Annotated in this window: 13 protein-coding genes and 1 pseudogene; 4 read left to right on the top strand and 10 right to left on the bottom strand. The window is 66.0% G+C overall.

Annotated elements, in window-relative coordinates:
• Positions 1-53 precede the first annotated feature (53 nt).
• From BOSE125_RS17945 to BOSE125_RS06625, 6 genes and pseudogenes are all read right to left on the bottom strand, one after another.
• Positions 54-197 carry a hypothetical protein gene (locus BOSE125_RS17945; RefSeq protein ID WP_236557853.1) on the bottom strand — a complete coding sequence of 48 codons (144 nt, stop codon included), beginning with the start codon at positions 195-197 and terminating at the stop codon, positions 54-56.
• A 710-nt stretch (positions 198-907) separates the two neighbouring features.
• A pseudogene (locus tag BOSE125_RS18245) lies at positions 908-973 on the bottom strand (hypothetical protein); the annotation flags it as partial.
• A 415-nt stretch (positions 974-1388) separates the two neighbouring features.
• Entirely contained in the window at positions 1389-3077 is a 1689-nt protein-coding gene (locus BOSE125_RS06640; protein ID WP_159551098.1) for a ubiquinol-cytochrome c reductase cytochrome b subunit, read from the bottom strand.
• A gap of 5 nt (positions 3078-3082) precedes the next feature.
• Entirely contained in the window at positions 3083-4162 is a 1080-nt protein-coding gene (locus BOSE125_RS06635; protein ID WP_159551096.1) for a ubiquinol-cytochrome c reductase iron-sulfur subunit, read from the bottom strand.
• A 67-nt stretch (positions 4163-4229) separates the two neighbouring features.
• On the bottom strand, positions 4230-5033 hold the full coding sequence (locus BOSE125_RS06630; RefSeq protein WP_159551094.1) for a cytochrome c: 804 nt from the start codon (positions 5031-5033) through the stop codon (positions 4230-4232).
• A gap of 98 nt (positions 5034-5131) precedes the next feature.
• Positions 5132-5710 (bottom strand): heme-copper oxidase subunit III, encoded by a 579-nt coding sequence (locus BOSE125_RS06625; protein ID WP_201301273.1) that lies wholly within the window; start codon positions 5708-5710, stop codon positions 5132-5134.
• 403 nt (positions 5711-6113) lie between these two features.
• Here BOSE125_RS06625 and trpD point away from each other — a divergent pair, with 403 nt between their 5' ends.
• Complete coding sequence (trpD, locus tag BOSE125_RS06620) at positions 6114-7172, top strand: anthranilate phosphoribosyltransferase (RefSeq protein WP_159551092.1); 1059 nt, start codon at positions 6114-6116, stop codon at positions 7170-7172.
• 105 nt (positions 7173-7277) lie between these two features.
• Here the strand turns inward: trpD and BOSE125_RS06615 are convergent, their stop codons facing one another.
• Both BOSE125_RS06615 and BOSE125_RS06610 read right to left on the bottom strand, forming a co-directional pair.
• Complete coding sequence (locus BOSE125_RS06615) at positions 7278-7568, bottom strand: Lrp/AsnC family transcriptional regulator (protein ID WP_159551090.1); 291 nt, start codon at positions 7566-7568, stop codon at positions 7278-7280.
• Between the two features lie 51 nt (positions 7569-7619).
• The gene (locus tag BOSE125_RS06610) at positions 7620-8060 is read right to left on the bottom strand and encodes a DUF3054 domain-containing protein (RefSeq protein ID WP_159551088.1); all 441 of its coding nucleotides are present in this window, start codon (positions 8058-8060) and stop codon (positions 7620-7622) included.
• Between the two features lie 85 nt (positions 8061-8145).
• On the opposite strand from BOSE125_RS06610, the gene BOSE125_RS06605 reads away from it, so the two are divergent.
• Both BOSE125_RS06605 and BOSE125_RS06600 read left to right on the top strand, forming a co-directional pair.
• Positions 8146-8787 (top strand): hypothetical protein, encoded by a 642-nt coding sequence (locus BOSE125_RS06605; RefSeq protein WP_201301151.1) that lies wholly within the window; start codon positions 8146-8148, stop codon positions 8785-8787.
• On the top strand, positions 8784-9368 hold the full coding sequence (locus BOSE125_RS06600) for a hypothetical protein (protein WP_159551086.1): 585 nt from the start codon (positions 8784-8786) through the stop codon (positions 9366-9368). Before BOSE125_RS06605 ends, BOSE125_RS06600 begins: the two co-directional genes overlap by 4 nt.
• 67 nt (positions 9369-9435) lie before the next feature.
• Here the strand turns inward: BOSE125_RS06600 and BOSE125_RS06595 are convergent, their stop codons facing one another.
• Both BOSE125_RS06595 and BOSE125_RS06590 read right to left on the bottom strand, forming a co-directional pair.
• Complete coding sequence (locus BOSE125_RS06595; RefSeq protein ID WP_159551084.1) at positions 9436-9915, bottom strand: VOC family protein; 480 nt, start codon at positions 9913-9915, stop codon at positions 9436-9438.
• A 38-nt stretch (positions 9916-9953) separates the two neighbouring features.
• Entirely contained in the window at positions 9954-11408 is a 1455-nt protein-coding gene (locus BOSE125_RS06590) for a rhodanese-like domain-containing protein (RefSeq protein WP_159551082.1), read from the bottom strand.
• A gap of 99 nt (positions 11409-11507) precedes the next feature.
• On the opposite strand from BOSE125_RS06590, the gene BOSE125_RS06585 reads away from it, so the two are divergent.
• Positions 11508-12479 carry an aldo/keto reductase gene (locus tag BOSE125_RS06585; protein WP_236557852.1) on the top strand — a complete coding sequence of 324 codons (972 nt, stop codon included), beginning with the start codon at positions 11508-11510 and terminating at the stop codon, positions 12477-12479.
• The last annotated feature ends 61 nt before the right edge of the window (positions 12480-12540 follow it).

Raw genomic sequence — 12540 nt, 5'->3', positions numbered from 1 at the left:
CCGTGGGCGGACATTGGGTCTCCCTGCCCGCGGTCAGTTGATCTCCCTGTCAGTCAGGTCAGGGGTTTGACTCCTCGTCCGGCGGTGGCCTCGACGAGTCGGTAGAACGCTTCGGCGGCGGCCTGCCCGGTGGGCAGCATGCCGATGTCGTCAACGAGGTCGAGTTCGGCTCGGTTGATGCGGTGGACCCATTCCAAGGTGGCCAGTGCGGACTGGGTCTGTGCCGGGATCGAGGAGTCAGCCTCGCGCCACGAGTCGAACGTTTGCCGGACGGCAGCGCGGCGGCCTTACGGCGGGCGGCCTTGGGGGCCTCGTCCCGGCCGCGGATCTCCTCGGCTAACAGCACGCGCAGCACCTCGGTGGGGTCCCACCGCTGGGCTGTGGCGGTGGCCAGCACGTCCGGAGCTACGGCCCGCAGGTGGGGCAGCCGCACCCGCTTGAGGACCTCGGTGAGTTCCTCGGGCAATGGCGGGGACGGCCTCACCGCCGAGGCAGTGGAGGTTGTGATGGTTGAGTTCACGTGGTGGGTTCCTTGCTGGTCGTGGTGAAGCCGGCCCAGGCGCCGGTGCCAGGCTGCGCGGAATGGGTCTCTGCGGCGACGAGCTCTGCGGGCTGGCCCCGGTGGCCTGGTGGTCCACGATGGCGGCGAGGTCGTCTTCGGCGAATCGGCCGGCCGTGGCGGCCGGGGTGCCCCGTCGGGGTCCTGCGGGTGGTTGGGATAGTGGCACAAATCGATCCTCGGATTGCCCGGGGTCGCCAGCCGGTGGCGGGCGACCCCGGTGAGTCCCCGTCGGTCTCCGGCCCACGCCGGGGCCACCGGCAGGGCGTCGAGATCGGCCGCGCCCACCAGCTCGGAGCCAGCCGCCCGCACCCACACTTCTGATCCCACGAGTCCTGGCGGGGTGGAATACCGCACCGAGCCGAAGCGGATGGTCTGGTCGGTGTTCACGATCCGTGTCGTGCCCAGCGCCATGGTGTGCGGGGCGGCCGGCAGCACGTGCAACCGAGCCCGCTCCTCAGCCAGTGCCTCCGCTGGCACCCTGGCGGTCTCCCGGTGCCGGCGGGTGTTGACCTTGGCTTGGCCGTGAACGCCTCACAGGCGGCCTCAAGCTCGACGATCGAGGCGTACTGGGCGCGCAGGTTGGCCTCCGTGGGCGGGCGTGGTGTTGGCCCGTGCCCACATGGACCTCGAGGACGATTTCCACGTCCCTGTGCTTGGTGATCATGGCTGAGCTCCACTCGCCAGAACAGCGTTCCAGTGGTGACCAGAGGCCACCGAGAAGTACCGAGAGTGCTACCGAAGGACGTTGTCACGATGACGCGGATGCACTCTGGAACAGCAGAAGGGCCCCACCGTAGTGGGGCCCTTCTGCTGTGAAGATCTTCGGTTAGTGACCGATGGACGACTGGCCGCTCTGGCCTTCCACGGCACTCGGAACGTCCGAGTGGTCATGGGACTTGGCCTCGGCCAGCTCCTCACGGGTCACCGGCTCAACGCGCTCCTCGTAGAACCAGCGGTTGAACTTGGCCCGCTGCTTCTCCGCGGCCTTGATCTTTCCGTCACGGCCAGGCTGAGCCGGAATGGGCTTCTTGTTCTCGAAGCTGACGAGCTTGTAGAGGCGGAAGTCGTCCAGGCGCTCATGGCGCTCACGGAATTCTCCCTCCGGCGTCATCTCGATGACACCGGCCTCGCGACCATGCAACACGATCTCACGATCCTTGCGCTGCAGGGCCAGGCACACGCGCTTCGTGATAATGAAGCCGATGAACGGACCGAATACGAAGAGCGCGCGCAACCAATACGTCACGTCGTTCAGTGAGACGGAGAAGTGCGTGGCGATCAGGTCAGAAGAGGCCGCAGCCCACATGACGCAGTACCAGATGATGCCGGCCACACCGACGCCGGTGCGGGTCGGAGCATTGCGCGGACGGTCCAGGATGTGGTGCTCGCGGTTGTCCTTGGTGATCCACCGTTCGATCCACGGCCAACCGAACATGACGGAGAAGAGGATGCCTGCAGGAACCAGGGCCGGCAGCAAGACGCCCAGCGCGAGGGTATTGGTACCCCACGGGAAGGGAATGTCCCACTTGAACGAGAACTCTCCCAGCCAGCCCGGCATCAGGCGCAGCGCGCCGTCAACGAAGCCGATGTACCAGTCCGGCTGGGTACCTGCCTGGACGGGCGAGGGATCGTAGGGGCCGTAGTTCCAGATCGCGTTGATGGTGAAGAAGCCACCGAGCAGGGCCACCACACCGAACACGATGAAGAAGAAGCCACCGGCCTTGGCCGCGTATACCGGGCCGACCGGGTAGCCGACCACGTTGTTCTCCGTGCGGCCCGGGCCGGGGTACTGAGTGTGCTTGTGCACCACAACCATGAACAGGTGGATGACGATCATCAGCAGGATCAGAGCCGGCACCACGAGCACGTGCAGGATGTACAGACGCCCGATGATGTCGTCACCGGGGAACTCGCCGCCGAAGAGGAAGAACGAGATGTAGGTGCCGATGAGGGGGATGGCCTTCACGACGCCGTCGATGATGCGCAGGCCGTTGCCGGAGAGCATCTCATCGGGAAGGGAGTAGCCGGTAAAGCCGGCGGCCAGGCCCAGGATGAGCAGTGTGCAGCCGACGACCCAGTTCAGCTCGCGTGGGCGACGGAAGGCACCGGTGAAGAACACGCGGAGCATGTGCACCGACATGGCCGCCACGAACAGCAGAGCCGCCCAGTGGTGGACCTGGCGCATGAAGAGGCCGCCGCGGATGTCGAACGAGATGTCCAGTGCCGAGGCATAGGCCACGGACATCTCCACGCCGTAGAGCGGCTTGTAGGAGCCCTCATACGTGGTGTGAGCCATGGAGGGGTCGAAGAAGAGCGTCAAGAAGGTGCCCGACATCAACAGGATGATGAAAGTGTAGAGGGCGACTTCGCCGAACATGAAGGACCAGTGGTCCGGGAAGATCTTGCGGCCGAACTCCTTGACCATGGGGGACAGTCCGGCACGGGTGTCCATGAAGTTCGCGATCTTCCCCGTGGGGGTCGAGGCCTGGTACTCGGTGGTGGTTGAGGTGCTCATGAGTATCAGCCACGCTCCCAATATGCCGGTCCAACGGGCTCATGGAAATCGCTCTGAGCGACCAGGAAGCCCTCTTCATTAACTCTGATCGGCAGCTGCGGCAGCGCGTGGCCGGCCGGGCCGAAGATCACCTTGCACTCCCGCGCCAGGTCGAAGGTCGACTGGTGGCAGGGGCACAGCAGGTGATGGGTGTGCTGTTCGTACAACGCGACGGGGCAGCCGACGTGCGTGCAGACCTTGGAGTACGCGACGATGCCGTCGACATTCCAGTCCTCACGCTCGGGGGAGACGTACATGTCCTCGGGGTTCATGCGCATGAGCAGCACGACGGCCTTGGCCTTCTGGTTGAGCATCTCGTGCGGGTCGAGCTCGTTGAGGCCTTCCGGGATCACGTGGAAGGCGGAGCCGATGGTGACGTCGGAGGCCTTGATCGGGGTCCCGGTGGGGTCGCGCACCAGACGGACGTCGGGTGCCCACATGGTGTGCCGCAGGCGCTCCGGGCCGAAGTTCTCGGCAGCCAGTTCGCTGCGGTTGTCTGTGTCATCGAGGTCACGGAAGATGGCGATCGCGGGCAGGACGGCGAGGACGCCGGCGCCGATGAGGGTGTTGCGCAGCAGGGGGCGGCGCTTCACCTGGGTCTCGTCAACGATGTCCTCGATCATGCCGACGGCAATCTGGCGATCGGCTTCGGTGCGGACCTCGTGACGCAGCTCGGTGGTCTCGTGGTCCGGCATCAGAGTCTTGGCCCAGTGAACGATACCGACGCCGATGCCCAGCATGGCGAAGGCAGTGCCGAGTCCGAGGAGCATGTTCTGGAGACGGACCGTGGCGATCGTCGTGTCAGGGCCGATCTGGCCGACCACGAAGTAGCCCACGAAGAACAGGAGGGTGCCCACGATGGAGATGCCGAACAGGAAGGCGACCTGGCGCTCCGCGCGCTTGGCGGCCCTCGGGTCCTCGTCTGCCAGTCGCGGCCGGTGCGGCGGGAGGCCGGGGTTGTCGATGGCGTACTTGCCCGACTCCTCCACACCGGCGTGCTCAACGGCGCCCGTGTGGTCCGGGCCTCCGTGGCTTTGCTCAGACATAGATCTGAATCCTTTGCTTGAGTGATGTGACGTTGTGTGTGGCCGGCGCCCCCACGGCGCCGTCAGGTCAGGAGGACCGCGTGGTCAGCCAGACCATGAAGCCGATGAGGACTGCCAGTCCTCCGGTCCAGACCAGGAGGCCTTCGGACACCGGACCCAGCGAGCCGAGGGAGGCGCCGCCCGGGGAGCCCTGGCTCTCGATCTGCTTGAGGAAGGCGATGATGTCCCGCTTGTCCTCCGGCTTGATGTTGGCGTCACTGAAGACGGGCATGTTCTGCGGGCCGGTGATCATGGCCTCGTAGATGTGCTGCTCGGAGACGCCGGCCAACTCGGGGGCGAACTTGCCGCGCGTGAGGGCACCGCCGGCAGCAGCGGCGTTGTGGCACATGGCGCAGTTCACGCGGAACAGCGTGCCGCCGTTGCCCAGGTCCACGTCTTCGTGATCCGTGTCCAGGTACTGCTCGTCCGGGATGGCCGGACCGGCACCGAGGGAGGCGACGTAGGCGGCCAGTTGAGCGGTCTGTTCTTCACTGAACTGATTCGGCTTGGCCTGGGCCTGAGGTCCCTGCATCTGCATCGGCATGCGTCCGGTGCCGACCTGGAAGTTGACGGAGGCGGCGCCGACTCCGACCAGGGTCGGTCCGTCCTCGGTGCCGACGGCTTCGACGCCGTGGCAGGTGGCACAGTTGGCGTTGAACAGCTTCTCGCCCTCGGTGATGTCCTCTGCGCTGTAGCTAGAACCGGTGTTGGAGGCCTGTGCCTGGTTCATGGTGCTGGCGACGGAGTACAGGCCGCCGGTGATGAGAAGTCCCAGAAGCAGCAGCGCGAGCCCGGCGATGGGGTGGCGCCGTTTCTGTGAAAGTGCCTTCACGGTTGGTTCCTAACGTTTCTTTTGTGACCGGAGGAGGGTGACGTTCCGAATCCGGTCTACCTCGGTGTGGTGCGGGTGTGCCGGGAGGACGGCTGCGCCTATTTCAGGAAGTAGACGATGGCGAAGAGGGCGATCCAGACGACATCGACGAAGTGCCAGTAGTAGGAGACGACGATGGCCGAGGTGGCCTCGTGGTGACCGAAGCGCTTGGCCAGGTAGGCGCGTCCGATGATGAAGAGGAAGGCGATGAGTCCGCCGGTCACGTGGATGGCGTGGAAGCCCGTCGTGATGTAGAAGGCGGAACCATAGGCATTGGCGTCGATCGTGATGCCGTGGGAGACGAGCACCGCGTACTCGTAGCACTGCACGGAGACGAAGATCGCGCCCATGATGAAGGTGAGGATGAACCACTCGACCATGCCCCAGCTCTTGAGGGCGAGCAGGCCTCCGGTGCGGCGCGGCTGGAGGCGCTCGGCAGCGAACACGCCGGCCTGGGCCGTGAAGGAGCTGGCCACGAGGATCAGGGTGTTCACGAACGCGAGGGGAACATTCAGCGTCGCGGTGCTCTCGGCCCACAATTCAGGGGAGGTGGACTTCAAAGTGAAGTACATGGCGAAGAGGCCGCCGAAGAACATCAGCTCGCTGGAAAGCCAGACCATGGTGCCCACTTGCACCATATTGGGTCGGCTGGGGAGCCCTGTTGCGGGCCGGGGGAGGGCATGGGTTGCAGTCGTCACCCAGCCATTATGGCCCTAAAACACCCAATGGCTCCAATGCGACGAACGTTTCGGCGTTTCACGTTCTTCCCGTGTTGACCGATTTCCCACCCAGTTGGCCAGGAATGTCCAGCAATCTCGCAGGATTGCAGGTCAGTCGATGTTTCCGACCGGGCTGGCCATGAGGTTACGAGTCATGAGTATGTCCTAATGCAGCCCGTCTGGGAAGAGGGACGGGAGAATTGACTGCACCTACTCGACTTCGGTCTCCATGCTGGTCGCCCGAGACTGAGAGTATGACCCGCACCACGTCGTCTGCAACAGACGGTCTCACGCTTCGGGGGCCTGCCGGTGCGGGGATAGCATGAATCGCGTGAGTACTTCGTCGACTGCATCCCTGTCCTGGCCTTTCGTCTTCGGTCGGTTGGTGTCCCGCCAGGACCTCACCACCGACGAGGCCATGTGGGCGATGCGGGAGATCATGTCCGGCAACGCCACGGACGCGCAGATCGCCGGGTTCCTGGTGGCCCTCGCCGCCAAGGGGGAGACTGTCGGGGAACTGCTGGGCCTGACCCAGGTCATGCTGGACAACGCGGTGCATCTTGAGGTCCCGGGGGAGACCCTGGACATCGTCGGCACCGGCGGGGACAAGCTCGGAACGGTCAACATCTCCACCATGTCCTCATTGGTGGCCGTGGGTGCGGGTGCGACCGTCGTCAAGCACGGCAACCGTGGCGCGTCCTCCACGGCCGGCGCGGCCGACGTGATCGAGGCCCTCGGGGTGGACCTGTCCATGTCAGTGGACAAGGTGCTTGAGTGTGCCACGACGGCTGGAATCACCTTCCTGTTCGCGCAGGGGTACCATCCGTCCATGAAGTACGTGGCCCCGGCGCGCAAGCAGCTGGGCGTGCCGACCGTCTTCAACTACCTCGGACCGCTGACCAACCCGTCGGGCGTGCGTGCCCAGGCGCTGGGATGTGCCAGTGCCCGCATGGCCCCGTTGCTGGCTGGTGTGCTGGCTGACCGCGGACTGCGCGGTCTCGTCTTCCGCGGCAGCGATGGCCGCGACAAGATCACCACGTCCGGCCCGTCGACCATCTTCGAGATCCGCAACGGTGTGGTGACCGAACATGAACTCAATCCACAGGACTTCGGGATCGATCTGGCGGCCGTCGAGGCCTTGGCCGGTGGGGATGGCCAGCACAACGCCGGGATCGTCCGCGACCTTTTGGCAGGCCAGGTGGGCCCGGTCCGCGATGCGGTGCTGCTCAACGCGGCCGCTGGCCTCACCGCCTTCGACACCTCGGCGGAGGGGCATCTCTTCGACAGGATCAAGGCGAACATGGTGCGGGCGGCGGAATCGATCGATTCCGGCGCCGCCCGGGGCGCTCTGGATTCCTGGGTGCAGGTCTCGCACTCCTGATCCCGGTCGTCACGGTCACCTCAGTCGCCATTGTCACCGCGGAGGCACCGGGGTTGCCGGGCTCGCTGGGCGCCCTTCAGGGCCGTCCCGTTCGGCCGAGGGCTGCTACTGCTCGATGTTCTCGAAGCCGAGGGCGAATCCCTCTTCCAGATCATGGCGTGAGTAGGCGCGGAAGGCGAGCATGGTCTCGGTGTCCCGGATGCCCTCCACCTTGGACATCTGGTCTGCGATGACGTCAGCGAGGTCGTCGTACTGGCGCAGGCGGACCATGGCCACGAGGTCCCAGTTCCCCGTCACCGAGTAGACGGACGTGACGCCGTTCAGGTCGGCCAACTGCTCTGCACACTCCGGGATGCGGTCCGGGTCGGTCTTGATCATGACGAAGGCTGTCACCATCGTGGTTCCTCCTGGGTGCTTCTGTTGGGTTCGTCTGGTCTCGAAGCCATCCTAGGACCGGCGTCGACGTCGCGATCGCAGGATAAGCGCGGTGACGGCGCGGCGGCCCAGGAGGAGCACGGCCAGGGCGCCTGCCGTCACCCACTGGAACGCCAGGGCGGCCGTGCCGCCGAAGGCCACCCGCAGCGCGAGGCCGCCCGCCACGGTCACCAGCCACACCACGACGCCGGCCGGCCAGATCTGCGCCCAGGTGCGGTGCGGGCGTGTGACGGCGGTGGCGATCGCCCAGGCCAACAGGAAGGGGAGCGCGGTGAAGAGAAGGCCGCCGAGGTCCATGCCGGACTCGTGCGTCGTGCGCCCCTGCGCGGCAAAGAGGACGATTAACACCGCGTCCAGCGTCAGTCCAATCCACATCCAGCGCGAGGCTCGAGTGGGCGGGTGCTGCGTCGTCCGTGGATCGGCCGGGGGCGAGGTCTCCGAAGAAGCGGGCATCCCTCCACTCTAGAGGCCCCGCTTGAAACAAGATCTTGCCCTTGTGTCTGCTTCTACTAAACACTAGGTTTGTGGAATGTTCGTGATGACGATGGACCAGCGTGCTTCCAGCCGGGGACCGGATCGGGTGGCCGCCCTCATCGAGGGACTCGTGGAGCAGGAGGAGAACGAGGCCGGCCGTGGCATCGTCCGCCCGTTCCAGCGGACGGCGGGCGACGAGGTGCAGGGCGTGGTGGATCGGGCCGAGATCGTGGTGGGCATCGCCCTCTCGGCGGCGCGGTCCGGCCATTGGAGCGTGGGAATCGGGGTCGGTCAGGTACGCCAGCCACTGCCTGCGGAGACCCGTGCCGGTGCCGGGCCCGCCTTCGAATACGCCCGCATCGCCGTCGAGCGGGCCAAGCATTCGCCCGGCCGTGTGGCCGTGGCCGGTCCGGTGGGGGATGAGGTGTCCGAGCTGCTGGAGGCGATCGAGTCGGGCCTGCAGTTGCTGGCGGAACTTGAGCATCGGCGCAGCGAGGAAGGCCAGGATGCCGGCCGACTGGTGGACGCCGGCAAGACACAACGTGAGGCTGCTCGTGAGTTGGGTGTCACCCAGCAGGCGGTGAGTTCGCGGCTGCGCACGGGAATGTGGGGTGAGTCCAGGCGTCTGGCGTCCGTGGTCTCTGGCATGCTGGAGCGCGTTGACCGGCTGGTCGATGGCGAAGGTGGATCAGGAGGTCAGGGATGACAGGCTTGGCCGAGATGTCAGTGGTCCTGCTGGTGGTGTCCGGCCTGGTCGGTGTGCCCCAGTACCAAGAGCGATGGCGTGGAAGGCCTGGCCGTCCACAGATCTGGTTGTACTGCTCCGCGCTGGTCCAGATCCTCCTGTTGGGCGCGGCCGCCGTGGTGGCGCTGCTCTCGGGCGGGGGAGCGGGGTGGGCTGTCTCCGGACCTTTGGCTGTACTGGCGGCGACGGTGGGCGGCGGTTCTCCCACGCTGGCGGTCCTGCGGCTGTCCTTCAACGCGTCCCACCCGGAGCACCAACGGATCCTGACGGGACCGAAGGGCGAGAAGGTCTTCAACGAGGAGATCAACGCACAGCCGGTTTTGCGAGGCGGAGCATGGATCGGCGTCCTCGAGCGATTGGCCGTGGCTTCAACGCTGATCATGGGCTGGCCCGAAGGACTGGCGATCATTCTGGCGGTCAAGGCTCTGGGCCGGTATTCGGAACTGGGCAAATCCGGCGCGGCCGAACGGTTCATCCTCGGGACCTTCGCGAGCCAATTGTGGGCGTGCGCCTGTGTTGGCGTGGCCGTTCTGCTGGCTTGATGCACTGAGAGCCCGCTGGGCGCACGGTAGGGGAACTGGCACTGGGTCGGTCCCTGGCGCTCAGCACCTAGAGACAGAATTCATTGCCCTCCGGGTCCTGCAGAATGGTCCAGGTCCACGGGCCCTGGCGTCCAGTGCCGACCTGCGTGGCGCCCAGGTCGACCAAGCGGAGCAGTTCACCGGCGCGGCGCTCATCATCGGCGCCGGGTTCGCGCAGGTCCCAGTGGACCCTGTTCTTGACGGACTTGGATTCGGGAACGGCCTGGAAGAGGATGCGCGGCCGATCACCCGCTCCCTCAGCGTTCACGGGCGGATTGATGGCGGCGCCGCTGGCCCACACCAACCGGCCACGGTGGGTGTTGGTCTCGGCATCGCTGGCGTGGCCCTCGGCCACCATGCGGCGGATGAAGTCCTCATCCTGGGTCTCGATCTCCCAGCGGAGAGCTTCGGCCCACCAATCCGCGAGCTCGTGCGGGCGTGCACAGTCAACGCAGAGCTGGAGTCCATAGGCGGGCCCCGCAGGAACCTGCGGCAGGTCGGTGGTCATCCCCACAGCCTAGGAGCGAAGCGGCCGTCGGAACAGACTCAGGCGACGGGCTCTGCGGTGGGTGCGCGGCCGGCGTCGTGCATGGGTGTCCCTGAGGGTTCCGGAGACCGAGCCTTCCAGGCCTGCCAGCCGGCATATGACCCCTCCAGTTCGGCGATGGTGAAGCCGGCCCGGCGCAGGGCAGAGGCCGCCACGGAGTTGCGGATGCCGGTCTGGCAATAGGTCACGATGACTCGTTGGCGGGGGAGCGCATCCAGATTCCACAGGACCTTGCCGGCATTGAGTTGCCGGGCGCCGGGGATGTGCCCATCGGCATACTCGCCCTTGCTGCGTACATCCAGCAGCACGGCGTGGTCAGCGGAATCGAGGTCGGCGGGGGAGACGCGAAGGGGTGTGCTGCTCGGTAGGCCCTCGATGCTCCTGACGTATCCCACCACTCGGTCGATGCCAACACGGACCAGGTGGTTCCAGAGCCGGTGAGCCTGCTCGCCGTCCTCGGCCAGGAGGACGATCGGGGTCGAGTCCAGCTCAGGGTCGTAGGCCCACGCTCCGTGGCTGGCCACCTTGCCTGGGTTGGGCAGGGACAGCGCATCCCGCACTGTCCCGCGGTGGACCGCCTCTACCGGGCGGGTGTCCACGAGCACGAGGGTTCCGTTGTCCAGTCCGGCGGCGACCGTGGAGATGTCCTGTTCGACCAGCGCCGCCCTGGGACCCACGACTGCTGGTCCCTGGCGGTTCTGGCGTTTCATGCGCGCGAAGTAGGCGTGGGCGTCCGGTTGACCATCGAGCAGCTCGTGGATGAAACCGTCCTCGTCCCCGGCCGCCAGATGTTTGCCCCACCACGAGTACAGCCGCTCATAGCCCACGGAGGTGGACGGCAACGCACCGAGCGCCTTGCCACACGGCGATCCGGCTCCGTGGCCCGGAAAGACCTGCACGTGGTCAGGAAGCGTGAGGAAGACGTCCCGGAGGGAGGCGAACAGCTGCCGGGCGCCCTCGAAACGGGTGTCCACGTCACCGGCCGCCTCGTCGAGGAGATCGGGACGACCGAGATCTCCCGCGAACACGAAATCTCCCGAGAGAAGATACCCCGGCTCGGTGGTGACGGCGCCATCGGTGACGAGGAAGGACAGGTGCTCCGGGGTGTGCCCGGGGGTGTGCAGCGCCTGGAGGACGATGTTGCCCAGGGCGACCGTGTCGCGGTCATGCAATCGCTCGGCTTCGAAACCGTAATGCCAGTCCGGACCGCCCTCCGCCGAGACCCAGAGCGTGGCGCCGGTCGCGTGGGCGAGTTCTCGGGACCCTGAGAGATAGTCGGCATGGATGTGGGTCTCTGTCACGGCGATGATCTGCATCCCGTTCCGGGCAGCGAGATCTAGGTACTCCTGGATGTCTCGACGGGGGTCCACCACGATGGCTTCCCCGGTCTTCTGACAGCCGATCAGGTAACTGGCCTGGGACAGGTCGTGGTCATAGATCCGTTCCAGCAACATGGCAATGCTCCTTGAAGGCGGTGATGGACACATTAGTGGACAGAGGCGTTGCGGTGGAGAGTTGGGCACCGCAGTCCGGGCGGCCGATAGGGTGATCGGATGACTTCCTCGAACATGCTGCAGACCACCACGATCACTCTCCAGGACACCGAGTACACGACCCTGCCACTCGTTCTGGGCGGCAACACCTTCGGGTGGACCTCGGATCAGGAAGCCTCCTTCGCCGTGCTGGACGCCTTCGTCGAGGCCGGCGGCACCCTGATCGACACGGCAGACCTGTATGCGGTCTGGGCCGGCGACCATACCGGCGGCGATTCGGAAAAGGTCCTGGGGGAGTGGTTCGCCGCCCGTGGCACTCGGGACACGGTTGTCCTGGCGACGAAGATGGGCGGCCTGGCGCCCTATGACAACCAACAGCATGATTCCGTCGTGGCGGCCCTGGAGGCGTCACTGGATCGACTGCAGACCGACTACATCGACGTGTACTACGCGCACTATGACGACGAGAACGTCTCGATCGAAGATCAGGCCACCACCTACGACGGGCTGGTCGCCTCCGGCAAGGTTCGCCACATCGCGCTGTCCAACTACTCGCCTCAGCGCATGCGCCAGTGGTTCGAGTACGCCACCGCGAACGGTCTCGCGGTACCGGTGGCCATCCAGCCGCAGTACAACCTGGTGCACCGCCAGGATTTCGAATCCGCCTACCTTCCGGTGGCGCGTGAGTTCGGCGCTGCGACCTTCCCGTACTTCGCCCTGGCGTCCGGTTTCCTCACGGGCAAGTACCGGTCAGCCGCCGATCTCGAGGGCAGGTCCCGCCAGAACATGGTCGAGGGATATGCCAACGAGGACGGATTCGCCGTAGTGGAGGAGTTGGTGCGGGTGGCCGAATCCCGCGGCGTCGAGCCCGCAACGGTGGCCCTGGCCTGGCAGCTAACCCAGGGGGTCACCGCTCCGATCGCCTCGGCATCCACTCCCGAACAGCTTCCCGCACTGGTCGCCTCCGGCTCCCTGACCCTGACCGATGCCGAACTTCGGGCGCTGAACACCGCATCTCAGCCCTTCGCCTGACCGCGGGCCTGACCGCGGACCAGGCCGGCCTGCCCGGCGCGTCTGCCTGATGAATTTTCCG

This window comes from Citricoccus sp. K5 (assembly GCF_902506195.1).
In the GTDB taxonomy this organism is placed as follows: Bacteria; Actinomycetota; Actinomycetes; order Actinomycetales; family Micrococcaceae; genus Citricoccus.
This window is presented reverse-complemented; position numbering and strand designations above follow the sequence as displayed.